General features: G+C 40.8%; 22 protein-coding genes. 7 read left to right on the forward strand and 15 right to left on the reverse strand.

Going from position 1 to position 25344, the window contains the following annotated elements; all coding sequences use genetic code 11:
* Positions 1-15: 15 nt before the first annotated feature.
* The 3 genes from C2M30_RS22030 to ygjK form a co-directional block, all read right to left on the reverse strand.
* On the reverse strand, positions 16-804 hold the full coding sequence (locus C2M30_RS22030) for a methylated-DNA--[protein]-cysteine S-methyltransferase (RefSeq protein ID WP_199775871.1): 789 nt from the start codon (positions 802-804) through the stop codon (positions 16-18).
* A 2-nt stretch (positions 805-806) separates the two neighbouring features.
* Positions 807-1073: an Ada metal-binding domain-containing protein gene (locus tag C2M30_RS21595; RefSeq protein WP_199775872.1), complete on the reverse strand. Its 267-nt coding sequence runs from the start codon at positions 1071-1073 to the stop codon at positions 807-809.
* An 80-nt stretch (positions 1074-1153) separates the two neighbouring features.
* Positions 1154-3547, reverse strand: a complete 2394-nt coding sequence (gene ygjK / locus C2M30_RS04535; protein ID WP_158683319.1) for an alpha-glucosidase — start codon at positions 3545-3547, stop codon at positions 1154-1156.
* 175 nt (positions 3548-3722) lie between these two features.
* Here ygjK and C2M30_RS04540 point away from each other — a divergent pair, with 175 nt between their 5' ends.
* Both C2M30_RS04540 and C2M30_RS04545 read left to right on the forward strand, forming a co-directional pair.
* Positions 3723-4652 (forward strand): tetratricopeptide repeat protein, encoded by a 930-nt coding sequence (locus C2M30_RS04540; RefSeq protein WP_105170814.1) that lies wholly within the window; start codon positions 3723-3725, stop codon positions 4650-4652.
* 68 nt (positions 4653-4720) lie between these two features.
* Entirely contained in the window at positions 4721-5578 is an 858-nt protein-coding gene (locus C2M30_RS04545) for a GGDEF domain-containing protein (RefSeq protein ID WP_105170815.1), read from the forward strand.
* Here C2M30_RS04545 and yaaA read toward each other — a convergent pair.
* Positions 5575-6354, reverse strand: coding sequence for a peroxide stress protein YaaA (gene yaaA / locus C2M30_RS04550; protein WP_105170816.1), 780 nt, complete (start codon positions 6352-6354; stop codon positions 5575-5577). The two genes, C2M30_RS04545 and yaaA, sit on opposite strands and share 4 nt — an antisense overlap.
* Before the next feature lie 232 nt (positions 6355-6586).
* On the opposite strand from yaaA, the gene tal reads away from it, so the two are divergent.
* The 3 genes from tal (at position 6587) to C2M30_RS04565 (ending at position 9509) form a co-directional block, all read left to right on the forward strand.
* Positions 6587-7537, forward strand: coding sequence for a transaldolase (gene tal / locus C2M30_RS04555; protein ID WP_105170817.1), 951 nt, complete (start codon positions 6587-6589; stop codon positions 7535-7537).
* Positions 7538-7551: 14 nt separating this feature from the next.
* Complete coding sequence (gene pgi / locus C2M30_RS04560) at positions 7552-9165, forward strand: glucose-6-phosphate isomerase (protein ID WP_105170818.1); 1614 nt, start codon at positions 7552-7554, stop codon at positions 9163-9165.
* A gap of 158 nt (positions 9166-9323) precedes the next feature.
* Positions 9324-9509: a DUF3545 family protein gene (locus tag C2M30_RS04565; RefSeq protein WP_105170819.1), complete on the forward strand. Its 186-nt coding sequence runs from the start codon at positions 9324-9326 to the stop codon at positions 9507-9509.
* Between the two features lie 53 nt (positions 9510-9562).
* On the opposite strand, the gene ung is transcribed toward C2M30_RS04565, so the two are convergent.
* From ung to C2M30_RS04590, 5 genes are all read right to left on the reverse strand, one after another.
* Positions 9563-10234, reverse strand: a complete 672-nt coding sequence (ung, locus tag C2M30_RS04570; protein ID WP_105170820.1) for a uracil-DNA glycosylase — start codon at positions 10232-10234, stop codon at positions 9563-9565.
* A 95-nt stretch (positions 10235-10329) separates the two neighbouring features.
* The gene (gene thrC, locus C2M30_RS04575) at positions 10330-11613 is read right to left on the reverse strand and encodes a threonine synthase (protein ID WP_105170821.1); all 1284 of its coding nucleotides are present in this window, start codon (positions 11611-11613) and stop codon (positions 10330-10332) included.
* Entirely contained in the window at positions 11600-12559 is a 960-nt protein-coding gene (gene thrB / locus C2M30_RS04580) for a homoserine kinase (RefSeq protein ID WP_105170822.1), read from the reverse strand. The genes thrC and thrB overlap by 14 nt, the downstream gene beginning before the upstream one ends.
* A gap of 9 nt (positions 12560-12568) precedes the next feature.
* Entirely contained in the window at positions 12569-14983 is a 2415-nt protein-coding gene (thrA, locus tag C2M30_RS04585; protein WP_105170823.1) for a bifunctional aspartate kinase/homoserine dehydrogenase I, read from the reverse strand.
* Between the two features lie 221 nt (positions 14984-15204).
* On the reverse strand, positions 15205-15576 hold the full coding sequence (locus C2M30_RS04590; protein ID WP_234004682.1) for a response regulator: 372 nt from the start codon (positions 15574-15576) through the stop codon (positions 15205-15207).
* Positions 15577-15835: 259 nt separating this feature from the next.
* On the opposite strand from C2M30_RS04590, the gene C2M30_RS04595 reads away from it, so the two are divergent.
* Together C2M30_RS04595 and rdgC are read left to right on the forward strand one after the other, a co-directional pair.
* Complete coding sequence (locus tag C2M30_RS04595; protein WP_054978612.1) at positions 15836-17602, forward strand: ATP-binding protein; 1767 nt, start codon at positions 15836-15838, stop codon at positions 17600-17602.
* A gap of 116 nt (positions 17603-17718) precedes the next feature.
* Positions 17719-18630, forward strand: a complete 912-nt coding sequence (gene rdgC, locus C2M30_RS04600; RefSeq protein ID WP_105170825.1) for a recombination-associated protein RdgC — start codon at positions 17719-17721, stop codon at positions 18628-18630.
* Positions 18631-19204: 574 nt separating this feature from the next.
* Here the strand turns inward: rdgC and C2M30_RS22110 are convergent.
* From C2M30_RS22110 to ftsY, 6 genes are all read right to left on the reverse strand, one after another.
* Positions 19205-19381: a PLDc N-terminal domain-containing protein gene (locus C2M30_RS22110; RefSeq protein WP_105170827.1), complete on the reverse strand. Its 177-nt coding sequence runs from the start codon at positions 19379-19381 to the stop codon at positions 19205-19207.
* A gap of 1 nt (position 19382) precedes the next feature.
* Entirely contained in the window at positions 19383-20393 is a 1011-nt protein-coding gene (locus C2M30_RS04615) for a hypothetical protein (protein ID WP_105170828.1), read from the reverse strand.
* 618 nt (positions 20394-21011) lie between these two features.
* Complete coding sequence (rpoH, locus tag C2M30_RS04620; protein ID WP_105170829.1) at positions 21012-21875, reverse strand: RNA polymerase sigma factor RpoH; 864 nt, start codon at positions 21873-21875, stop codon at positions 21012-21014.
* A 187-nt stretch (positions 21876-22062) separates the two neighbouring features.
* On the reverse strand, positions 22063-23049 hold the full coding sequence (ftsX, locus tag C2M30_RS04625; RefSeq protein WP_010560834.1) for a permease-like cell division protein FtsX: 987 nt from the start codon (positions 23047-23049) through the stop codon (positions 22063-22065).
* Entirely contained in the window at positions 23049-23723 is a 675-nt protein-coding gene (gene ftsE / locus C2M30_RS04630; RefSeq protein WP_105170830.1) for a cell division ATP-binding protein FtsE, read from the reverse strand. Before ftsE ends, ftsX begins: the two co-directional genes overlap by 1 nt.
* Before the next feature lie 21 nt (positions 23724-23744).
* Positions 23745-25344, reverse strand: a 1600-nt coding sequence (gene ftsY, locus C2M30_RS04635) for a signal recognition particle-docking protein FtsY (RefSeq protein ID WP_105171148.1), incomplete at its 5' end; no start/stop codon positions are given.

A 25344-nucleotide genomic window follows, 5' to 3' on the forward strand; every position in this document is an offset into this window, starting at 1 on the left:
GTTATCACCGCTTTTTTATTCTTTAAAATCAGCCCCTTCGTGACGTAATAACCACGCTTTTCGCTCTAAGCCACCGCCGTAGCCTGTCAGTGAGCCATCCTTACCAATCACCCGATGACACGGCACAATAATCGCAACCCGATTCATACCATTTGCAGTGGCGACAGCGCGCACCGCTTTAGCGTTATTAAGTGCCGTTGCTTGCTCTGAATAACTGCGTGTTTCGCCAAATGGAATAGTTTGTAACCCTTGCCATACGCCTTGTTGAAATTCGGTACCAGGTAAATCTAGGGGAATGCTAAACTCTTTTCGCTTGCCAGCAAAATATTCATTAAGCTCTGCCCTACACTGCTTAATGTGTTCATTCTCACCTTGTAAAATCACCGCATTTAAGCGTTTTTGTAAATCATTAAACTCCGTTTCAAGCATTCGCCTATCAACAAACTCAACAAGACATACCCCGTTGTTAGTTGCGCATATAAACATTGGGCCAATGGGTGTGGTGTGGCGCGCAATTAAGATAACTTGCTTATCTTTACTTTTACTTGGGTTAAGGCCTGTGGCTTTTTTAAAGGTGTAGGCAAATCCGCTTAGTGAACTAAAACCCGAATCAAGCGCCGAATCAATCAGTTGCTTGCCATTTTGAATTTCTTGATAGGCAGTATTTATACGCACCATGCGCTGATAAGCTTGAAACGTCATGCCATAGTGTTTTTTAAACCAACGCCTTACCAGCTCAGGTTGAATGCCCGCCTTTTTTAAATGGTAGTCTGAAAGTTTTTCTTGGCCTTTTTGCGCTAGCAATTTTAATCTGTAGCCACTGGCTCTGGCATTGAATGGGCATTTTGTGTTGGCTTACACACTTTGCACGGGCGAAAGCCCGCATCAAGGGCATCTTTTACCTCAGAGCAAAATTCAACATTTTCTTTTTTGGGTTTGCGTGCTGTGCAAGTCGCGATACAAAAAATCTGCGTGCTGGTAACACAGGCATAAAAACAGCCAAGATATTGACTGTTTTTATCTACCAATGCTTGGTAATACTCGTTAATTTTTTCAGGTTGGGTGATTTTCATAAAGCCAATCATTTGATGATTTTAGCCAAGCGTAACCAAGGCTAACATTTCACTCAACCGAAAACTGAACAAGTATATTTTTAGTGTTGTTCCTGCGAACTTTCAGGCAATCCAATTTCATCCAACATCATCATTAAATGTGCAGCGCTCCAACTAAAGTTAGTTGCGCCTTGTTGCTCACCAGTAAAAGGATGATAGTTTTCACGAATACTGTCTTTTTCGCTAAGGCCTTTACTATTACTAATCAGCTTTTGTAAAAGATGCTGCGCGTCCTTTTTATAGCAGTAATGACTTAGTGCACTTAGTGCGAAATACACTTGATCAAGCCATACTCTGCCACGCCAATAAACATCTGCGCCAAATGCGGGGTTTGTGATAGCAGCGGTAGGAAATGGCACATAAGTATTAAACTCATACTCACTCAGCATGTTAATGATCACCTTTTTCGCATTTTCTGTACTTGCCACTTGACTAAATAACGGCGCCCAACCTTCAGGGCCTTTGCCACGATGCACCAATAGCTTACCTTTACATTCACTCGTTGACTGCTGACTATTTTCAATGGCTAAATCATAATAAAAGCCAGTTTTGCTATCGTAAAAACACGCATCAATACGTGCTTTTAAGATTTCATATTCTGCTTGGTATTTTTGTGCATCTTGCTTGTTACCTAATCGTTTTGCCATTGCCGCTAATTGGCGTTTTTCCATTGCTAGATAGCTATTAAGCTCTACAGATTCTTGGTTGATAGAATAACCAACCAATTGACCGTCACGTACGTTTTCAAAAATCTTAACCTGCCAATCAGCCTTCGCTTTTGCCATATCGCCTTGATAAGTTTGATTGGCATATTCTTTAAACTGCTCATTTGAAATAAAACCAAAACGCGCCGCATTATCCATACCTGACTCCCAACCTGCAGCATGTTGCACTGGGATATCAAACGCATCAATTTGGCTGTTATCAAGTAAACTTAAATACAGCTGATTACCACGGCATAAATACCAATTATCTTTCCTTTTTTTGCACGATACCAAAACAGCCAGTTGCGTGTTTGCTTGCACTGAGAAACGCATCTCCCCTTCTTTTGTAGTATGTGTATCATCAACCGTGCCGCCATATTCAATTAAACCATTGCTATTATGATCGCGGTTTAAATACCACCACTCATGGTACGCTTTTAATTTCGGATACATTTCAGCCAAAAACGCTTCATCATTGGTTTTTGACACAATTTGCCAAACCACCCAAGATGCCAGTGGCGGCTTAGTATTACGCTCATTCCAATTACCGCCATCGCCACCGCGCGCTTTTGAGTAATTGTAAAACACCGCATCAATCACCATGCCCGCATCTTGCTGACGAAGTGTATCTTTATGCGTTATCTGATAATCAAACATGGCGCGTACGTTATCTTTAGCAAGTTCGGGCATCACCTCTGCAAGTGCATAGGCATGCTTCCAACTGTCCCACGCCCAAATGCCATTAAACCAGCGGGCAGTCACCGATGGGGTTATGCCATTATGTTTAATTTCCCCTGCAGGGCTACGCCAGTTGCCAACTAAGGTTTCTAGCGCCTTTATTGCTAACTTTTTAGCTTGTTCGCTGTGCTGATTTGATAGTTTATTTGCCAGTGACTGCCACCTGGTTTTCGCATTCAAATAGGCAGGCTTTTTACTGTTTAACCAAGCGCTTATTTTTACATCTTCGCCATCGCTTTCGTACTGATTGTGAGTATAACTGAGCACTGTGGTCAATAATGTTGAGTTTGCAGGCAAAACCGTTAATACACTTGTACTTCTGTAGCTTTGTTCAACAGGATTAAAAGCTGATTTAGAAGCAATGGAACGGGTAATTTTAAATCGCGCGTTGCGGTCATTAAGTTTGTGCCACGTATCACGTGTCTGGCCAAATTGCCATGCAATTGCTTGGCTAGAAATTTGCGGTGTTACTTGCCAAATGTAATCATCATCGTCGCTTTTCCAATGCTTTGTAAGTTGCCCTTGCCACTTTAGTGAAAGATTAAGCGGCTTTTCGGTTAAATTAGTAATGTGTGTATCAATTACACTGCTACGCGTTGATACAAAACTTAAGTAAATATCGATGCTAAATGTGTTTGTGATAAAGGTTTGTTTGTAATACCCAAGCTCACTGGAAATGGTACTAGGTAATTCTGAAAGACGTTGATATTCACCACCACCAACAGCAACTGATAACATCTCAACATATTCAGCAAAATAAAGGGTGTATTCTTCAAATACAATGGCAGGCCCCGCAAAGCTGCCAGCATTTTCATGTTTTGGTTGTAAAAATCCATGCCAGCTACCAAGATCAAATAATGGGTTTGCTTGCTGATTACCATAGCTATCGTAATATTTAGCACTTTGTGGTGCGCCTTCACGATTTAATTGTGAAAGTGGTGATGCTTGTAAACTGCAACAAACAACAAGAAAAGCAGCGAGTAAAGTTTTCATTCTAAACAGTATTTTATTTTTGTATACATTATCCACAGAGTAATACAAAAAACAATCAGATTGCGATAGCACTAAGCACATCACAAAGATTTGAATTGAATTGAATTAAACTAGTTTCTAAAATAACGGCTAAAGCCAAGTTTATTGGCACTAAAATGGCTAAATTATAATAACAATGAAAATTCGATATTTTACGTTAATAGGTATATACCTACTTTGTGCAAGTGCAAAGGCTGCCGATAACCTACATAATTTTGAAGATGTGTGTCCTAACTTATCAGAACCCGATTGCAGCGCAAAGTTGCTTAAGCAACAAAGTGAGTATGCGCCCTACAGTACCGATTGGTATTTTATTACGGCTCATTACTTAGATTTGCTGTATGAAACTACCAATCTAAAGCCGCTAAAAAACCTTACCGAGCAATATTTAAATTCAGGCCATACTCACCCTGTTACATTTCAAACTCAGCTCTATTTTTACGCCGCTAAAGCATTTGATATTTATAATGAAAAAGTAAAAGCCAAAGAATATGCACAGCAAGCGCTTAAATTGGTTAGTGCCACTTCTGAGAGCTTTCCAAACCCATTGCGTATGGTCGAAATTGCCAATTTGGAGATGGTATTTGGCGATAAAGATACAGCAACACAAATGCTCAACCGCTTAGCTCAGCAATATCGAAAAAGTAAAGATGCTAAACTACAACACGAAATTTACGGCAACTTAGCAAATGCTTTGTACTCACAAGGTCAGCTACTCGAATCAATCCCGCATAGAAAAAGCGCGCTATTTTGGGCTCGTAAACTCGGGTTTACCGACACGATTACCATGGCAAGTGGCAACTTAGCCCGCACCTATCAATTGGTTGGTCAATTACAAATTGCAAACGAAACCTATCGCGATGCGATAAGCAATTTTAACAGTGAAGAAAGCCCCAACTATTCTATTTTCCAACTGCGTTTAGCCGAAATAAACACCGCACTTGGAGAAGTAGAAGCTGCTAAACAGCACATAACTAAAGTTAAATTTACTAAACTACTGCCAAGCCACCTTACACTTTATCACCAACTTGCAAATAAGCTTGAACTAAACCAAACCGCACTATAGCGCGTAACTTGTTAATACGACTTGAACGGTCAATACTTGTGGTACTAACAAAATAATGTAGTTCTAAGATGTCGGTTTATATACTAGCACTGTTTATTTTACTGCCCTTTGTCTCGTATTGGTTATTCCCAGCTGTCGCTAACGTAGATGTAATTAGTTTTGCATCTGAATTTATTATGGCGATTGCGGTACTTGTTTGCATTTTCAATTTGAAAAATTTTAGACAAAGCGAACGTTCAAACAACATGCTTTTTACAGGTTTTTCAATTTTATTAGTTGCCATTTGTATAGATGCACTTGATGAATTGGTTATCTTTCCAAAAGCCATCACTATCGTTATTGAAGATCTCTTTCAAATTATAGGTTTGTTGCTGATTGTGTTTGGCATCAAACTATGGCTTGAAAAACAAGAAGCACAAAGTAATACACTATTAAAACTTGCCACCACCGACCCGCTAACAGGCGCTTATACTCGCCGCTATTTTATTGATAAAGCAAATGAAATAATGCAAAGCGACAACCCACGGTTTTGCATTTTAATATTAGATATTGATCATTTTAAAAAGATTAACGACCAATATGGTCACAATGTGGGTGATTTGGCACTCGTTGAATTTTGTAATCTGATACAAAGTAACTGTCGTGAATCCGACTTATTCGCACGTTGGGGTGGTGAAGAATTTATTATATTACTGCCGCATATAGCAACACCTTCAGCTTACAACAAAGCTGAGTCACTACGCGTACAATTAGAAAATACTGAACTGCATTTATCAAACGCAGTATTTAATATGACCGTTTCGATTGGTATAGCTGAATACTCAGCTAACGTGAAAAAGCTAGAGACGTTAATCGATATCGCTGATAAACGCCTCTATCAAGCCAAGCAACAAGGCCGCAACCAAGTTGTATCAGGTACTGATTAAACTTGCTCTGCGCGTAAAAACACAGGTTCATTGGCTTTTTTCGTGTGCTCTTCGCTGTAATAGTAACCCACGCTGTCAAACGCCAATAATTGCTCCATGTTCGTTACTTGTTGTTCCATAATGTAACGCGCCATTAAGCCACGCGCTTTTTTCGCGTAAAAGCTAATTACTTTATATTGACCATTTTTACAGTCTTTAAATACAGGTGTAATAATTTCACCGTTAAGTGCTTTTTTATCCACCGCTTTAAAATATTCGTTTGACGCTAAATTGACGAGCGTATTGGTATTTTGTTCAGCAAATACCTCGTTAAGTTTTTCAGCGATAATACTGCCCCAAAATTGATATAAATTAGCGCCACGTGGATTCGTCAGTTTTGTGCCCATTTCAAGACGATACGCCATCATTAAATCAAGTGGTTTTAGAATACCGTATAAACCTGACAAAATGCGTAAATGACCTTGTGCGTAATCCAGTGCTTTTTCGCTTAGCGTTGCGGCATCTAGGCCTACATAAACATCACCATTAAACGCATAAATAGCTTGTTTGGCGTTACTATCATTGAATGGCGTTTGCCACTCGGTAAAACGCGCCACGTTTAAACCCGCTAGCTTGTCGCTAATTTTCATTAAGCTTGAGAGATCTTGTGCTGATAGTTCGCGACATACCTCAATAAGCTCTTTGCTGTGCGCTAATAGCTCAGGTTGTGTATGGTTTTTACTCGGTGCAGGTGTTTCGTAGTCTAAATTTTTAGCAGGTGATATTACTGTGATCATAATTACTATTGACTTGTCGTTGTATTAAGGTAATTTCAACACTTCTTGTAATAAAAATCACCTGTTAGTTAGCATTCGATGGATTTTTCTTCGCTAGGAGTAGCGTAAACCCTGTGTTACGGACATTTGACCTTTCCCAAATACTTGTCATCTAGCTTTAATGATTCATCTTTAAGCTAAACTTAGCTAACACGCTATTTTTATTACCTTGATATTAGGAATGAGGTAAACCATGACACAAATTTTAGCGGCTTTAAAAGCCCAATCAACGATTGTTGCCGATACCGGTGATATTGCAGCAATTAAAGCACACCAACCGCAAGACGCAACAACCAACCCATCACTACTTCTAAAAGCCAGTGAAATTGAGGCATACCAGCCATTATTAGCAGAAGCACTTGCATATGCAAAAGCAAACGAAGCCGACGCAGCAAAACAAGTTGCACTTGCATGTGATTATTTTTCAGTATTACTTGGAAAAGAAATCAGTGAAGTTGTACCTGGTTACATTTCAACAGAAGTAGACGCGCGCTTATCATTTAATACTGAAGCGACCATCGCTAAAGCTAAATCGTTACTTGCGCTTTACCGCGAAGCGGGTGTTGATACAAACAAAATTTTAATTAAAATTGCGTCAACTTGGGAAGGTATCAAAGCGGCTGAACAGCTAGAAAAAGAAGGTATTAAGTGTAACTTAACGCTACTGTTCTCTGAAGCGCAGGCCAAAGCATGTGCCGATGCCAATGTATTTTTAATTTCACCCTTTGTTGGCCGAATTTTAGATTGGCACGTAAAAAATGGCATGCCAAAGCCAGCATCTGCACTTGATGATCCAGGCGTTCAGTCGGTGCGTAGCATTTACAACTTTTATAAAACACACGGCTATGAAACCGTTGTTATGGGCGCAAGCTTCCGTAATACCGGCGAAATTTTAGCGTTAACAGGCTGTGACCGTTTAACCATTAGCCCTCAGCTATTAACTGAACTTGCTGAGCTAACCGACGCTGAAGTTCACCCACTTGAAAAACCGACTGAAGTATTGCCAAAACCGGCACCACTTAGCGAAAACGAGTTCCGTTGGCAGCATAACCAAGATGCAATGGCAACAGAAAAACTAGCGGAAGGTATTCGCTCGTTTGCCGATGCACAAGTTGAACTTGAAACTCGTTTTGCAAACCTATAAGGAATAAACGGTTTATGACCACCTTAGCGCAGTTGCACACGCAACTAACAGATGCTGCTGAGAATATTAAAAAGAGCCAAATTTTGGCTCTTTTTGATGCGCAGCCTAACCGTGCAAGTGAATTTACACTGAGCGCGGCAGGTTTAACCCTCGACTTTGCTAAGCAAGCAATCGATAAATCCACTCTTAACGATTTAATTGACGTTTCTAAGTTAAAGCAGTTAGCGCAAAAACGTGAAGCGCAATTTACAGGGCAGTTAATTAACAGCACGGAAAAACGCGCTGTACTGCATACTGCATTGCGCAATACGCAAACCTTAGCAACACATTTGCCTGAGGTGGCACAAGAAATAAACTCAACAAAAGCGAGATTGCTCGATTTTGTTTCTCGCTTTGAACAAAATGCCATTGTTGGCAATACGGGCAAAGCGATAACAGATGTTATAAGCATTGGTATTGGCGGCTCATTTTTTGGCCCTAAAATGCTTGAAGCAACCCTAATTGATAGTCATGCAAATGATGTGAATGTGCATTACCTTGCCAATATTGATGGGCAGCAAATTAAGCACACACTGACAAAATTAAATGCTGAAACAACTCTAGTAGTAGTGGCATCAAAATCGTGGACCACAGCTGAAACCCAACTTAATATGCATGCCGTAATGGACTGGTTTAAAAAAACCATGCCAAACACTGCAATTGCCAACCATTGGGTAGCATTAACGGCAAAACCAGAACTTGCAAAGCAAGCTGGTTTTAGTGAAAAAATGATTTTCCCATTGTGGGATTTTATTGGCGGTCGCTATTCGGTTTGGTCGACCATTGCCCTTCCGTTAGCACTTAAAATTGGTAAAACGAATTTTGAAGCCTTACTAGAAGGCGCTGCAAACCTTGATAATCATTTTTTTACAGCTCCAGAAGAGCAAAATTTACCTCTTATTGCGGCGTTAATTGGCTATTGGCAGCAAAAGTACTTAGGTGAAAATAACTTATTAGTACTCCCCTATGGCCACGCCTTAAAAACCCTACCGGCTTACTTGCAGCAACTTGATATGGAAAGTAACGGTAAAAGTGTCGATCTTACAGGTCAGCACATTGATTTATCAGGTCCGATTTTATGGGGAGCTGAAGGCACTAATTGTCAGCACTCTTTTATGCAGTTACTGCACCAAGGTAAGCAAAGTGCCATGATAGACTTTATTTTGCCACGCGTTGGTGAAGCCAATTACCAGCAACACCACAAAGCAATGATTGCCAATTGCCTAGGGCAAAGCCAAGCGCTATTGCAAGGTAAAAGCTTGGCACAAGCAAAAGCAGAACTAGCAGCACAAGGCTTGACTCCAGAGCAAATAAACGAACTTGCGCCACATAAAGTAATGCCGGGCAACAAAGGTTCTAATACGTTATTAATTGACGATTTATCGCCTCGTTCACTTGGTGCATTACTGGCGTTTTATGAGCATAAAGTGTTTGTGCAAGGTGTGCTTTTTGGCATTAATAGTTATGACCAGTGGGGCGTTGAACTTGGTAAACAACTTGGCAACCAAGTGCTTGATGCGATGGCGTCCCAAAATTATGAACAGCTTGATCCATCTACAGCGAATTTGCTAAAAACACTTACAAATTAATACTCTAACAGCTACCCCTCGGGTAGCTGTTTTACCCTTCTTTGATCTAGTCGAAAAACCTTCATTATTTTTTAACAAAAGCTAAACATATTAGTTTTATTTTTAGACGAGTTATGATATTTCTTATGCCGAGGTTAAAAAATCCACAGGAGGATACCATGGATAGCATCGAAGATATTTTTGCAATATTAGAACGTCCTGAACCAACAACAAAAACCTCTTCAAAAGGGAAAAAGCGCAAATGGCGCGAAATAGAAGCGTTAAAGGAAAGACATAGACTGAAAAAAGAACTCGAAGAATACGGTTCTTTAGAAGACATTGACCTAGATGATTTAGTCATCTAAACAATATAAAGGTCAAATCAAAAAAGGCTCTTACGAGCCTTTTTTATTGCTTGTTAAAGCGCTTCTGGTAACAACCAATTAATTGGGGTTTTTCCCATCGCAATTAAAGCATCATTTGCTTTAGAAAAATGCTTACAACCAAAAAAACCGCGATAGGCAGAAAGCGGTGACGGATGCGGCCCATTGAAAACAACATGCTTAGTAGTATCGATATGACGTCCTTTTTTTTGCGCATGCGAACCCCAAAGTAAAAACACTATACCATCACCATGTTCATTTAATGCAGCTATAACACGGTCAGTGAACGTTTCCCACCCGAGTTTTTTATGCGAATGGGCTTGGCCTTGCTCAACGGTTAATACCGTATTTAATAACAGTACACCCTGCTCTGCCCATGCCTGCAAATAACCATGATTGGGTATAGTAAAACTGTCGATATCAGTTGCTAATTCTTTATACATATTGGCCAAAGATGGGGGCGCTTTAATACCCGGTTTTACTGAAAATGCCAAGCCATGGGCTTGATCTGGGCCATGATATGGGTCTTGCCCCAAAATCACTACTTTCACATCTTCAAACGCGGTGCTTGAAAACGCGCTAAACACTTCATCCGCAGGCGGAAATACATTAACCCCCTCAGCGCGCCTTTTGGCAACATAGTCGAGTGTGTCTTTAAAGTAATCTTGCTGCTTTTCAACTGCGAGTAAATCTGTCCAAGTAGTCATAGTGATTGTTAATAGCTATTTTGAGCGCAATTATGCCACAAAAAAGCCGCTAACTTGTAGCGGCTGGGTATTTCTAATCAACAGATTTAAAAGGATTAACCTAGTTTTGCCAAAATGTTTTTACGCAGCACTTGATAGTCGTTAACTAGGTCTTCTGCTAAACACTGTTTTGCTAATGCATCAGCAAGTGGTTTTGGCATATCCAATTCAATCGAAAGAATGTCTTCCACTGACTCTTTAAATTTAGCTGGGTGGGCTGTTGATAAAAAGATGCCAACACCATCGGCTGCTAAATCTTGTTTTAAGCCTTGGTATGCAATTGCCGTATGCGGCTCAGCTAAATAACCTTTAGCATAAACATCATGCATTACCGCTTTCGTTTCTGCTTCATCAACACTGTGCGAATAGAAATTATCGTAACTAAACCAGTTGTTATCTAGCATAAACTGCACGCGTGGCCAATTGTTTGGCTTACTAACGTCCATCGCATTTGATAACGATTCTAGCGTTGCACTTGGCGTCCATTCTTTTGATGCCAAATAGCGCGGTACTGTGTCATTTTGGTTTGTCGTTGCTGAAAGCTTAGCCACTGGTAAACCTAAACTTGCGGCAATCATTGCAGCACACACATTACCAAAGTTACCACTTGGCACCGAAATATGTGCTTTTTCGCGCTCTGCTTTAGGTAATTTTGCCACCGCTTCAAAGTAGTAACATACCTGTGCAAGTAAACGGCTAATATTGATTGAGTTTGCTGAGTTTAAGCCTAAGCGCTGTTTTACTTCATCATCTAAAAACGCTTGTTTTACCATTGCTTGGCAATCATCAAAGCTGCCATCTACTGCATAACAATGAATATTATTGCCAAGCGTTGTGAACAGTTTTTGCTGCGCTAGTGAGATTTTACCTTTCGGGTATAAAATCACCACATCAATGTCTTTTTTGCCGTAAAACGCATGTGCCACAGCAGCACCTGTGTCACCACTTGTTGCCGTTAAAATCGTGGTTTTATTACCTTCATTGAATACCGACAAGCACTCCGCCATAAAACGGCCGCCAAAGTCTTTAAACGCAAGCGTTGGACCATGAAACAGCTCAAGGCAGTAAACATTATCTTCAACTTTTACCAGTTCTGCTGGAAAGTTAAAGGCATTTTTTACCATTTGCTGTACGGTACTTTCTGGCAACTCATCACCTATTAAATGCGATAAAATTTTGCTGCTGCGCGTGACAAAATCAAGCTCAAGTAATTCATCAACATTACTTAACGGCAATAGGCTATTTGGGAAAAAGACACCTTGATTGTTGCCTAATCCTACTTTTACCGCCTCTACAAACGATACCTTCTGCTCGGCGTCTTTTAGATTATGCAATAACATCACTTTCTCCTTTTTCTAGTACACGTGTGCCACGGTTATCTATTTTACAAATGTGGCTAAAACCGTTTTCATTTAAATAATTTTCTTTTAACCAAGCGTCTATCGCTTGTGCTTGCGCTTCACTTTTTGTTAACGCTAAAAGCGTTGGACCAGCGCCAGAAATGGCAACCACCTCTGCACCTAATGCTGGTAATGCCGCTTTGGCTTCACTAAAGCCCGCAATCAGGGATTGGCGATAAGGTTCTGCAAGTTCATCTTTCATTAGTTCTATTGCGCTATCAAATTGCCCGCTAAAACATAACGCGGTAAATGCGCTTAAACGCTGACCATAATTAATGCTAGTGTGCATGCTGACTTCTTTTGGCAGCACAGCACGTGCTTTTGCGGTATTAAGGGCAAAACCTGGGTAGGCAACAACTAACTGCCAGTTTTCATCTGTTGGTAACGCCAGTGAATTATTTGGCACTAAATCACCGCATAATTGCAAACCACCTAAATAACACGGGGCAATGTTATCGTAATGGCGACCGCCACTGACTTTTTCTTCAAAATCAGCCATTAATGCCAATAACTGTTTTTGAGAAAAGTTAGTATTAGCAAACTTATCAAGTGCTGCAAATGCGGCAACCACAGAGCAGGCACTTGAACCTAAGCCCGAACCAACCGGCAAGTTTTTCTTTAATTCCAGTTTACATGCTGGCATATCGCTTGAAACATGTTCACGGAAATGCACTAAACACTGATAAGCAAGGTTATCCTCTTTAGGACCAGCCAGTTTTTCAGCGTATTTTCCACTACATACAAATTCGTCTTGGCCTGAATCGCTTGCGCCAATTGCAACAATATCACCAAGTAGCGCGCCACTTACTGGCGCAAGTGCTGCGCCAAGTAAGTCAAAACCAACGGCAAAGTTGCCACTGGATGCGGGTGCATAAACTTCAATCATCACCCTCTCCTACGGCAGTGTTTTTAAAATGTCAGCAAATACGCCTGCTGCAGTTACTTCTGCACCAGCGCCATAACCACGAATGACAAATGGTTTTGGCTGATAGTATTGGCTTAAGATTGCCAGTGCATTTTCACCGTCACGTACACTGTTAAGCGCATCCTCTTTGCTTACTGCTTGAATACCAACTTTACATTTACCATCTTCGATTGAACCAACATAACGCAGTACTTTGCCATCCGCTTTTGCTGATTCAACACGCGCTGTAAACTCAGCATCAAGTTCAGGTAGTCGTGCCATAAACTCATCAACACTTGACCCTTCAGCAAATTTTGGTGATACCACGGGTTCAACGTCTATATCATCAAGCTCAAGCTGCAGCCCAGATTCTCGGGCAATAATAAGTAACTTACGCGCTACATCCATACCGGATAAATCATCTCGCGGATCAGGCTCTGTAAAACCATTCTCTTTTGCTTGTTTAGTTGCTGCGCTTAAACTTAAGCCATCCTCTACTACACCAAACATATACGACAGTGAACCACTTAAAATACCGTTGAAGCTAAGTAATTTATCGCCTGCGCCAAACAGCAGCTGCAAGTTATCAAGCACTGGTAAGCCCGCACCTACGTTTGTTTCGTATAAGAATTTACGACCTGTTTTTTGTGTGGCAGATACCAGCGATTGGTAATATGCCTGCGAGCTCGTATTTGCTTTTTTATTAGCCGCTACCACATGGAAGCCTGCATTAATAAAGTCTAAATACTGCTCTGCTAAGAACTGTGATGATGAACAATCAACAAGCACAGGGTTAATTAAATGGTTTTCTTTAACAAATTGCTCAACTGCTTTTAAATCAAAGCTCTGCTGTGAATCGGCAAGTTGCATTTGCCAGTTTTCAAAATCTACACCGTCACTATCAAGTAGCATTTGACGCGAGTTTGCAACGCCGTACAGATTCAGTTTGATATTACGTTTTTTCAGCCATTCTTGCTGGCGTTGTAGCTGGCTAACTAGCTCTTTACCCACTAAACCACAGCCGAGTAGAAATACATCGATAGAAGGCACATGGGTAAAGAAGTTTTCATGACATACTTTCACCGCATCATTACAAGATTGACCATCAATTACCGCTGAAATCGCGCTTTCTGTCGAGTCTTGCGCAATCGCAACAATGTTAACTTGTGCTTGAGCAAGTGATGCAAAGAACTTAGCAGCAAGGCCTTTATGGGCTTTCATGTTGTCGCCAACTAAAGTCACTATTGCTAAATTTTGTTCGATTTGGAATGGTTCTATCAGGCCTGCTTGGGCTTCTAACGAGAACGCTTGCTCAAGTGCATTTGTGGCTTTAGCTAAATCAGCTTGATAAACACAAAAGCTGATGCTGAATTCGCACGATGACTGTGTAATTAACACAATTGAGATTTCATCTTGCGCTAATGCGCTAAATACGCGCGATGCCATACCCACTTTGCCTTTCATGCCTGGGCCAGACACCGTGATCATTGCAAGATCTTGTAAGCTCGAGAGCGCTTTTACAGGCTCACCGTTAGAGCTTGACTGCGCACTGATAAGCGAGCCTGGTACATCAGGATCATGAGTATTTTTAATCTCACACGGCACGCCATATTTAGCACAAGGAAGAATTGTTTTAGGGTGAAGTACTTTAGCGCCAAAATAAGAAAGCTCCATGGCTTCTTTGTAGCTTAAGCTATCAATTTTCATTGCCGATTTGATATAACGCGGGTCGGCGCTGTAAACACCGTCTACATCTGTCCAAATTTGGCAGATTTTAGCATCAACACAGGCTGCGGCGATCGCTGCAGAGTAATCAGAACCATTACGACCAAGGGTTGTTAACTCACCTTGCTCGCTTGCGGCAGTAAAGCCCGGCATAATATAAACCTTGCTTGGCTGCTCTGCTAATTGCTTTGCAAATTGCTGTTTTGATTGTGTTAAATCAACTTCTGCATCTAAATAGTTGTTGTTTGACGCAATGCACTTAGTGGCTTCAAGGTAAACAGGTGATAATTCATTTAACAACGCTTGCATCAGCGAGACACTAACGCGCTCACCAAAGCTTATAACGTAGGCTTTCACTTGTGCTGGGCAATGCCCGATTAACGCAACCCCATCGAGTTTTTGTTTTAGCTCATCAAAATTAGGCCAATTAGTTACAACTGCAACGTCTGATACCTGCGCTTTAAGGCCTTCACTACGCGTAACGAGTGCTTGCCATGCTGCTGAATAATCTTGCCCTTTTTCAGCTAGTTCAGATAATTCAACAAGACTGTCAGTCATACCGCCAGGTGCAGATAACACTAACAACATTTGATCTTCAAGTTGACCTTTGGCAAGTTCAGCTACCTGCTTTAAACAGGCAAAGTCAGCAAGAGACGAGCCTCCAAATTTTAATACCTTCATTCTTTTTCCCCATTCCAAAAACGAAAAAGGCCTGTGCTCGTAGTGAGCACAGGCCTTTAAATTTTGCGTACAGACCTATGCCACTATCCAGTTAGGATAATGGTTGTAATAATGGTGGTGTGTACTAAATTAATTTGTTTCATGGCCTTTAGACTGCCGAATCGTCAAAGATATGTCAACTATAAAAAAAGATAATTTATTCCATTTAGCACTATAATAAATCAACGAATGCCAAATTTATGCAAAAGTGACGAAAACGCTTCATCTTTAAATGGTTTTTCAATAAATCCTAGTACGCCAAACTCAGCCACTCGCTGTTTCATTTCAGGTTGAATATCGGCAGAAATAATAATGGTATGTAAGTGAATTTTTTCGGCTTTTAAATTAGCTAGCACGCCAAGGCCGTCCATAACTGGCATAGTCAAATCTAGGCACAACAAACCGAACTCTTGCTGGCGCAATAAGTCGAGTGCCACTTGCCCGTTCTGGGCTTGGCTAACAACAAAGTCATTGTGATTTTTGAAATAACGCGCTACTTGCTTTCGCGCAATTAACGAGTCATCACACACAAGTACGGGAAATGTACTAGACAAAACAAAACCAATAAAAACCGTAATAATATAGCCATAATATGAGTAAACGCGGTAATTGCAAGATTTATGCGTGCTAGTTACGTTATGCCGTGATTAGATCAAATTATTTAACAAAAATGTCAGTAGAGCTGGTTAAAATGAACTAAGCTTTTATTTATTCGATTTATTTAACCACTTTCGTATTTATTTTTAGGTCAAAATTAGCTAACTTTAATGGCGAACATGATAAAATTACAATAATGAGGTTCTGGTTAATTCAATGTTAAGCAAAAGTCTTTCTAAACGCTTGTTAACCAGCGTACTCTCAGTATATTTTGTACTTACGTTTATCGTAACTTGCGGTCAAGTAATCGCTGAATACCATAATTCAAAAGATCACATTCAAAACGAACTTTCCACCTTACAAAAAACCTTTTCCGGCAGCTTAACGCGCGCCATTTGGGAGCTAAATACGCAGCAAACCCGCACTATTGCCGAGGGTTTACTTGCAATCCCCTCTATCGAAGGGGTAATTGTTCGCGATGATAACGGTGAAATTATTTCACAAATAGGTCAATCGATTGATATTGTTGAGCGCTACGAGTCGCAACTCGTGCAAGAAGCCGTGCTTGTTCAACATACCAGTTCAGGCCTATTTGGTTACACCTTTCCGCTAGTATTTGAATTTTCAGGTCGTGCGACACAAGTAGGTGACGTAACACTATTTTCAAGCCGCGAAGTGGTGTTTAGCCGCATTATGGTATCGCTGTACTTTTTAGTAGGTAATGCCTTAATCAAAACTACTTTCCTAATTATTTTATTCTTAATGGCATTCAGACGCCTGCTTACCGAGCCATTAACAGACTTAACCCAGCAAATTGAAGAATTGGAGCTCGATAACCTTGAAGGTGCGCGCGTAAGCATAGAAACCACTGAGCACAACGAACTAAAAATTATGGAGCATTCGTTCAATAAGCTGATTGATAAAGTGGTAAGTTATAAAGACCAACTCGAATCAACACAACGACAGCTTGTAAAAACAAACGAAAAGCTCGACCAACAAAACTTACTTTTAGAACAAGAAGTTGCACGAAAAACATCGAATTTAAGCCAGGCAATGATGGATTTACAGCAACAGAAATACGAACTTGAAAAACAAAAGTTGGTACTTACAGAAGAAGTCGATCGCCGCAAAACCACGGAAGGCGAATTACTCGTTAAGCAGGACGAACTTACTAAGTATGTAGATGAATTAAATATGGCGCAGGAGCGCTTAGTTGGCTCTGAAAAAATGGCGGCATTGGGTGGTTTAGTTGCAGGTATTACCCACGACATTAATACGCCCGTTGGTATTGGCGTAACCGCAACATCTTTTTTACAAGAGCGCTTGGCACAAGTAGAAGCGGCATACGCAGAAAAAACCCTTTCACCAAAAGCGCTTGAAGAGTTTATTGCCGACGCAAAACAAAGTACTGCCCTATTAACGACTAACTTAGAGCGCGCATCTGAGCTTGTTGCTAGCTTTAAGCAAATTGCGGTAGACCAAGCCAGTGAGGCGGTGCGTCAAATTAACTTAAAAGAATACCTTAACGAGATTATTCGCTCGCTTCATCCGAAACTTAAAAAGACAATGCATAAAATTAATATTCATTGTCCGGAAGACTTATTACTCAACTTGCCTGCAGGCGCAATTAGCCAAATTTTTACCAACCTGATTATGAATTCACTAATTCATGGTTTTGAAGGCATCAATGCAGGCACCATTGATATTAATATTCAAGAGCAAGATGGCGAAGTTGCCATTACCTTTAAAGATAACGGCCGTGGTGTTGAAGCTGAGCAGCTAGAAAATTTATTTGACCCATTCTACACAACACGTCGCGAGCAAGGCGGCAGTGGCCTTGGCACGCACATTACTTTTAACTTAGTTAAACAAACCCTGGCTGGCGATATCACAGCAACCAGCGAACCAGGCAAAGGCTTATGCTACAAAATCACCTTCCCTAAGGATATGCCAAGTCCAGACTCCTACCCATTGGTGGATTAATTGCTCAATTGATAAAGAAGCGCTGAAAGGCGCTTTTTTATTGTTTGTAACCCTGATACGCTTAGCAAAATTTATAACGAAATTGGTTTTGCCAATACAATTTCAAGGATCCTTTCATGTGGTTTAGTAACCTAATTTGCTATCGCTTCAAACAAGAAGTTGATTACAACCAAGACGAATTTGAAAAAGCACTCGAGCAAGATAAATTTCGCCCATGTGGCAGCCAAGATTTAAGCACCTTTGGCTGGACTAAAGCACTCGGTAAACATGGCCAAATGCTGTCGCACTTTAGTAAAAAAAGCATTCTGCTTTGCGCTAAACGCGAAGAAAAAGTACTACCGCCAGCAGTGATCAATGACCTTCTGGCAGAGAAAGTAGAACAAATCGAAAACAGCGAAAACCGCCCTGTTAAGAAAAAAGAGAAAGACGAGTTAAAAGAAAACTTAGTGCATTCTTTACTGCCTCAGGCGTTTAAAAAATCAAGCTTACAGTTTGCCTTTATCGACATAGAAAAAGGCTGGATGGTGGTTAACAGTGCAAGTTTCAATAAAGCAGAAGAGTTACTTGCACTACTTCGTAAATCACTTGGTTCATTGCCTGTAGTGCCCGCTTTCGTAAACTATGATTTAGGCTTATTTTTAACAAATTGGTTAGCGAAAGACGAAGCTCCAGAGCAATTTACCATTGGTCTTGATGCGGAGCTTGTTGAACCAGAAGAAAACGGCGCTAAGGTAGTACTTAAACAGCATGACCTAGCCTCTGACGAAGTAAAGAATCACTTAGATAACGGTAAAGTGGTTACAAAGCTAGCGCTAGATTGGATGGAGCGCATTCGCTTTGTACTGCAAGAAGATGGCTCAATTAAACGTGTAAACTACGCAGAGCTGTTAAAAGAAGAAAACGCCGACATTCCAAAAGAAGATATGGCAGTTAAACTAGATGCTGACTTTATGCTTTCAAGCGATGAAATTAAGCAAATGCTAGAAGCGCTAATTACTGCACTAGGCGAACCGGAAGATACAATTTAAGGTTTTATTTTTGTCGCGCTGGCGACGACAGCCAAAGATGAAAAGCAACCGAAACGAAGTTTCGCAGTGCTTTGAAATGAGGTCAAGGATGACCGATGTAACCCAGCTTCATGGATGAATTTTAACACCATTTTAAAAAGCGCCGGCCTCCCTTTGGAATCCCTCGGCGCCCCAAAAATCAAACTATTCTTCAAACAAATTTTAAATGTGAACATAAACGCCATGAATCAACGCGCTAAACATCCCTATACGCTTTCCAGCTCGAAGTCCTTTTCTCGCGTTCATAGCTAGCCGAACTTCGTTCGTCTCAAGACGCTATTCACCCATGCCTACATGGTTTGCTCGACCGCTTCGCTCCCCGTCTCGCATTATTCATTTAAATTGTATTTTCAAGTTTGATTAATGGGTGAAAGGTGTGAACCTAAATACCTGACTCAATGGCAGGTTAGTGCCATAAGCCACTGTTGATGGGATTCAAAAACACTCTATCACTCTGACCCCAACTCAAGACACCAATTTACAGAAACTCAACCATAACTGGTTGAGTTTATTTCTTAAACTTATAAGTCATACATTAATTGTTATTTTTATATCGAGTTATCATAAATAACGCAAAGCCAATGACTGGAAGAAATATAACTATCAATGCCCATACAATTTTTTGCCCAAAGCTCGACTGCTGCTGACCTATAATGTACAGAGGCATTAAATATACTGTCGTTACGATTAAAAAGAATATTAAAATGTTCATATTAATATTTAACACAACGATATGTATTTACTCTTCTTTCTCTACCGTCTTCGTTTGTTACAACTGTGCTCGTAATATGGCAAGTTATATTAAGTCCGGAATGACCAAACGAACCCACATCACCACCGAATCCATATCTATTACTCATGTAATTTTCGAAACCTTCTGAATTAGCGTTAGTTCTCAACATAAACCCTTGTGTAGCCTCTCTAAAATCATCTGGTATCTTATCTTTATAGCCATCAGGCTGAACAATATACGCAGAATCCATTAGATATTTTAAGCGAAGATCTGTAATCCGGTTGATACCAATCTGTGATATGTTCTCCAACTCTAATACGATCTGAACATTATCTTGAAATGTTAAAGTAATCGAATTGATGGAATCTTGAGGTAACCAGTTTATTTTGCCGTCCAATACGTCAAGTAATCGCGCACTGGCGAACATATACTGTATATAAGTATTACGAATATACGCGTGAACTTGATTTTTAACGTTTAAATCTGTCAAATAATCAAAGCCATTATATGGTGGTCTATAGGGGTCATAAAAGAAGTCTTCCCAATCAGAAACAAAGTTGATCCAATCGTTCTGAATGCTTGGCGTTGAATCAATAGGAAAAACAGTAAACGGCTTTCCAGTAAACAAATCAATTTTGTTCCATACATCAAAGCCTTCAACACTTTTTTTATTCCAATTAAATACATATACTCGAGTTGGCCTTTCTAGTTCATTTATTGGATCAAAGAAACCAACATTTGCAGCTAATTCATAAGCTCTATATTGAGTAGAAGTTGCATCGCAGCTGTGACAAAAACCCGAATTATAGCTAGATGGTTCTGCAATTACTTCAAGGCATATTATAGAAAGGATGATTGTGAAATATTGCAGATTTTTGTTAAGGTATTTCAAAGTGTTACTCCATGTAAATTTTGTCCATAAAATATACGTTAAATCATCACAGTTTCTGTGTAAAGTTCTAAATTCAAATCGTCCTGTGAATTTACACATTCAACTTCCTGTCAGTAGAGGTATGGGCTAACGTGTAACAGAAAGCCATTAGATACACAATGCGGTGAAGCTTAATGTCCGCTATTCGCTCAATTGCGACCTTGAAAGCTGTTACTGAGATTCCCTTCCGCTTTTATCAAACCCGAAAATCAACTTTGAATTGATAATCCGAGACAGGGAGCGTAGCGAGTCGAGTAAGCCATGCTTAGGCATGGATGCCGCTTCATGGCGTTTATCTAAAAATTCAAAGTTGCTTAGAGGATAAAGTTTAATAGAGCGGTCGCCTTTCTATTACAAAATACATCCTTGTATTTCGCCCTTCGAGTCAGCTTCGCTGTTCAAATTTATTCCCTATAAATTTGTGGTTACTTTGTCTTTGACGAAGCACTAATTTGTCGGGAACAAATTAGAATGCCGTAGGCGGTCTTTAGATGAAAAGAAGGATCTTGTAATAAAGAAAAGTAACATTGAGCCCATGGATGGGCTTAATGATTAAAAGGGATTTGTATGTGGGCTAGATTTATCACACAACTAAATTTACTCCTGTCTGCATCATAAACTTCAGCCACAAAAAAAGCCGCTTAAGCGGCTTTTTCTCTCTTTGGCTGTAATTAGCAATTACGCCATTAAGTTTTGTAGCTTTTTCATAGCTGATTTTTCTAACTGGCGAACGCGCTCTGCTGATACTTGGTATTTAGCAGCTAGGTCTTGCAGCGTTTCTTTCTCTTCAGCTAACCAGCGTGCACGAATAATATCTTGTGAGCGGTCATCTAACGTATTTAACGCTGAGAATAAACGTTGGTTAGAGTTATCTTGCCACTGCTCTTCTTCAACTGTTTCAGCTAAGTCTGACGATTGGTCTGTTAAGTACTGAACAGGTGAAAACTGTGACTGTGTTACGCCGTCGTCTTCATCAGCGTTTAGGTCAAAGCCCATATCTTGACTGCTCATACGTGATTCCATTTCACGTACGTCTTTTTCAGATACACCTAATTCGTTAGCAACCGTTTGTACTTCTTCGTGATTAAACCAGCCTAAACGCTTTTTGTTTTTACGAAGGTTAAAGAACAACTTACGCTGCGCTTTAGTCGTTGCTACTTTTACTATGCGCCAGTTTTTCAGCACATATTCATGAATTTCAGCTTTAATCCAGTGAACAGCAAACGATACTAAGCGTACACCTACAGTTGGGTCAAAACGTTTTACAGCCTTCATTAGGCCAACGTTACCTTCTTGGATAAGATCTGCCTGCGGTAAACCATAACCCGAGTAACTTTTCGCGATATGCGCTACAAATCTAAGGTGTGACATGATTAACGCACGTGCTGCATTAAGGTCGCCACTGTCCTGTAGCTTCTCTGCTAATGCCTTTTCCTCATCAGCACTTAGCATAGGAATAGTGCTTACAGCTTGTAGATAGCTTTCAATGCTACCTGCGTTTTGCGGCATACTAAGTGTTAGGGCATTCATCTCTTTTGTCATATTTCACCTCAGGTGGAGTAACAAACTTTGTCAATTTTAGCACTCTCTTAACTAGAGTGCTAATCTGAATTTACAGGTTTTGAGCAGGAATTCAAGTTAAAGTTCCGTGAAACTTGTAAGAAAAAACTAATGACCTGAAATATCGACAATTTTAAATGTAGTTTTATTGTAAAACGCAATATTGGCATTACACTTCGTTTGGTTCAATGGCGTCGATATAGCGCTTAACAGACAAAAACGACCCAAATAAACCTAAACAAACAGCAAGCCCTAGCAGTACAAGAAATTCACTAAAGTTGAGTCCCTGTAAGTTGAAGTTAGCGTTATAAACGCCCACAACTTGGGTAACGGCATTATCTAGCCAAAGCAACATCATCAATACCGCTAGAAAAGCAATAAAACCACCTACTATGCCATACCAAATGCCTGTCCACAAAAACGGGGCTTGAATAAAATGGTTGGTTGCACCAACGAGCTTCATTAGCTGTATTTCTTGTTTTTTATCCATAATAGACAAGCGAATAGTATTACCTACAATCAACACCACTGAGGTTAACAGTAAAAATGCAATTGTAAGCACGCTTTCACGCAATAAACTAAGTAGTGCATTAAGTCTTTCTAACCACTCAATATCGAGTTTACCAAAATCAACATCTCGCTCTCGCTCGAGTTTATCGAGTAATTCCCGTGCTGCTTCTGGTTTGGTAAATTGGCTATTCGGTGTGACTAAAACAACACTGGGTAGTGGATTTTCGTCGAGGTAATTAAGCGCTTCACCAAAGCCCGACGCCACTTTAAATTCTTCTAATGCATCTTGCTTTGAAATAAAACGCACATCTTTTACTTCGTTATAAAGAGACAGGCGCTTAATCAGTGCACTTGATTCTTTGTCAGAGATGTCTTGTTTTAAAAACAGTGAAATTTCAGCTGCATTGTCAAAACCGCTACTTACCTTTTGCACATTCTTAACTACCACATACAAAGTGGTAGGCAAGGTTAAACTAAGCCCGAGCACTGCAATGGTCATCAGTGATGCAACTGGCGTTCGCCACAATTCACCTAGGCTGTGTACACCTTGGCGAATGGTATTCATAAAAGCAAAGTACAGCCCCATAAAATAAGAGTGTTGAACCTGTTCACCCTGACTTTTACGGCCTTTAAACAATAAACTCATTATGCACCTCCCATAAGTGGATCGGTGACTAAATTGCCTGCCTTTAAGGTTAAGCTGCGGTACTTCATACGCGCTATTAAGCCTAAATCGTGGGTAGCAATAAGCACAGTTGTGCCATGTTGATTGAATTCTTCAAACAGTTTTAAAATTTCAACTGACAACTCAGGATCTAAATTACCGGTAGGTTCGTCTGCTAGTAAAATAGGCGGTGAATTAACAATTGCCCGCGCAATACCAACGCGTTGTTGTTCACCACCCGATAGGGTTTCTGGTGCACAGCGTGCTTTATTTAACAGCCCTACTTTATCGAGGGCTGCATGCACTCGTTTTTCGATATCACGGCGATGACTGCCAGCAATAACCAGTGGCAACGCCACATTATCGAATACCGAGTAACGGTCGAGCAATCGGTGGTTTTGAAAAATAACGCCAATATCGCGCCTAACATAAGGCACTTGCTTTGCCGTTACTTTATTTAGTAGCACACCATTAATAAAAACTTCTCCAGCTGATGGCCTTTCCATCAAGCTGATCAGTTTAAGCAAGGTGCTTTTCCCTGCCCCACTGTGGCCAGTCAAGAAAGCGAGTTCACCGGGTTGTAAGTGAAAACTTACTTTCTCAATTGCTTTATGGCCACCTGGGTATGTTTTACTTACCTGTTGAAATTTTATCATTATTATAATTATGTCGTTGAATTACTCTTCGCTAAACAGAGCCTCAATAAAGTCTGTGCTGTTAAAGGTACGTAAATCATCAATACCTTCACCCACACCTATGTAGCGAATTGGAATGTTAAATTGGTCAGCCACCGCAAAAATAACACCACCTTTGGCTGTACCGTCTAATTTCGTTAAGCTGATCCCTGTCAGGCCTACAGCTTGATCAAATAGTTTTACTTGGCTAATTGCGTTTTGACCAGTACCTGCATCGATAGTTAGCATTACTTCATGTGGCGCATTCACATCAAGCTTTTTCATAACACGTGCAATTTTTTCTAGCTCTTGCATTAAGTGATCTTTGTTTTGTAAACGACCCGCAGTATCGGCAATTAATACATCCACGTTACGAGCCTTCGCTGCTTGCAATGCATCAAACACAACAGATGCACTATCTGCGCCGGTGTGCTGCGCAATAACAGGAATATCGTTACGTTCGCCCCACACTTGTAACTGCTCTACCGCAGCTGCACGGAATGTGTCGCCCGCAGCTAACATAACCGACTTACCTTCAGCTTGGAATTGCTTAGCTAGCTTACCAATGGTTGTTGTTTTACCTACGCCGTTTACACCCACCATTAAGATAACAAATGGACCATCGCTGTTTTCAATCACAAGCGGTTTGTCTGCACTTGCTAACATTGACGACATTTCTTCTTTTAATAAGCCGTATAGTGCACCACCATCTTTTAGCTGTTTACGATCGGCTGCATCCGTTAAACTATCAATTAGTTTGAGCGTTGTATCAACACCTACGTCAGCTGTAAGCAGTTGTGTCTCGAGCTCTTCAAATAGCTCATCATCGATTTTTTTACCGCTAAAAATATTGGCAAAACCTGCACCGATGTTTTGCTTTGTTTTAAGTAAGCCTTTTTTCAAGCGACCAAAGAAGCCAAGTTTAGGTTCTTTACTTTTTTCAGCTTGCTGTTTAGCTTGCTCTTCTGCTTCTAAACGAGCAGCCTCTTCTGCTTGGCGTTTTTCTTCCGCTTCAGCAGCTATTCGTGCAGCTTCTTCCGCTTGGCGTTTTTCTTCCGCCTCGGCAGCTATTCGTGCAGCTTCTTCTGCTTGGCGTTTTTCTTCCGCCTCAGCAGCTATTCGTGCAGCCTCTTCTGCTTGGCGCTTTTCTTCCGCCTCAGCAGCTATTCGTGCAGCCTCTTCTGCTTGGCGTTTTTCTTCCGCCTCAGCAGCTATTCGTGCAGCTTCTTCTGCTTGGCGCTTTTCTTCTGCCTCAGCTGCTAAACGCACCGCTTGCTCAGCCTGGCGTTTTTCTTCTGCCTCAGCTTCTAAACGTGCCGCTTGCTCAGCCTGACGTTTTTCTTCTGCTTCAGCTTCTATACGTGCCGCTTGCTCTGCTTGGCGTTTTTCTTCCGCTTCAGCAGCTAAACGTGCCGCTTCTTCGGCTTGGCGTTTTTCTTCCGCCTCAGCAGCTATTCGTGCAGCCTCTTCTGCTTGGCGCTTTTCTTCTGCCTCAGCAGCTATTCGTGCAGCCTCTTCTGCTTGGCGTTTTTCTTCCGCTTCAGCAGCTAAACGTGCAGCTTCTTCGGCTTGGCGTTTTTCTTCAGCCTCAGCTGCTAAACGT

It is taken from the genome of Pseudoalteromonas sp. T1lg24 (genome assembly GCF_002964745.1).
Classification (GTDB): domain Bacteria; phylum Pseudomonadota; class Gammaproteobacteria; order Enterobacterales; family Alteromonadaceae; genus Pseudoalteromonas; species Pseudoalteromonas spongiae.

Bases quoted from the DNA above. Each gene is read 5' to 3' on its own strand.
- C2M30_RS04565 (WP_105170819.1), top strand. From the start codon at position 9,324: ATGGATAGCATCGAAGATATTTTTGCAATATTAGAACGTCCTGAACCA.
- ftsE (WP_105170830.1), bottom strand. From the start codon at position 23,723: ATGATAAAATTTCAACAGGTAAGTAAAACATACCCAGGTGGCCATAAA.
- thrC (WP_105170821.1), bottom strand. From the start codon at position 11,613: ATGTTATTGCATAATCTAAAAGACGCCGAGCAGAAGGTATCGTTTGTA.
- ftsX (WP_010560834.1), bottom strand. From the start codon at position 23,049: ATGAGTTTATTGTTTAAAGGCCGTAAAAGTCAGGGTGAACAGGTTCAA.
- ygjK (WP_158683319.1), bottom strand. From the start codon at position 3,547: ATGAAAACTTTACTCGCTGCTTTTCTTGTTGTTTGTTGCAGTTTACAA.
- thrA (WP_105170823.1), bottom strand. From the start codon at position 14,983: ATGAAGGTATTAAAATTTGGAGGCTCGTCTCTTGCTGACTTTGCCTGT.
- thrB (WP_105170822.1), bottom strand. From the start codon at position 12,559: ATGATTGAAGTTTATGCACCCGCATCCAGTGGCAACTTTGCCGTTGGT.
- C2M30_RS04595 (WP_054978612.1), top strand. From the start codon at position 15,836: ATGTTAAGCAAAAGTCTTTCTAAACGCTTGTTAACCAGCGTACTCTCA.
- C2M30_RS04540 (WP_105170814.1), top strand. From the start codon at position 3,723: ATGAAAATTCGATATTTTACGTTAATAGGTATATACCTACTTTGTGCA.
- yaaA (WP_105170816.1), bottom strand. From the start codon at position 6,354: ATGATCACAGTAATATCACCTGCTAAAAATTTAGACTACGAAACACCT.
- C2M30_RS04615 (WP_105170828.1), bottom strand. From the start codon at position 20,393: ATGTGTAAATTCACAGGACGATTTGAATTTAGAACTTTACACAGAAAC.
- C2M30_RS04545 (WP_105170815.1), top strand. From the start codon at position 4,721: ATGTCGGTTTATATACTAGCACTGTTTATTTTACTGCCCTTTGTCTCG.
- rdgC (WP_105170825.1), top strand. From the start codon at position 17,719: ATGTGGTTTAGTAACCTAATTTGCTATCGCTTCAAACAAGAAGTTGAT.
- C2M30_RS22110 (WP_105170827.1), bottom strand. From the start codon at position 19,381: ATGAACATTTTAATATTCTTTTTAATCGTAACGACAGTATATTTAATG.
- tal (WP_105170817.1), top strand. From the start codon at position 6,587: ATGACACAAATTTTAGCGGCTTTAAAAGCCCAATCAACGATTGTTGCC.
- rpoH (WP_105170829.1), bottom strand. From the start codon at position 21,875: ATGACAAAAGAGATGAATGCCCTAACACTTAGTATGCCGCAAAACGCA.
- ung (WP_105170820.1), bottom strand. From the start codon at position 10,234: ATGACTACTTGGACAGATTTACTCGCAGTTGAAAAGCAGCAAGATTAC.
- C2M30_RS21595 (WP_199775872.1), bottom strand. From the start codon at position 1,073: ATGAAAATCACCCAACCTGAAAAAATTAACGAGTATTACCAAGCATTG.
- pgi (WP_105170818.1), top strand. From the start codon at position 7,552: ATGACCACCTTAGCGCAGTTGCACACGCAACTAACAGATGCTGCTGAG.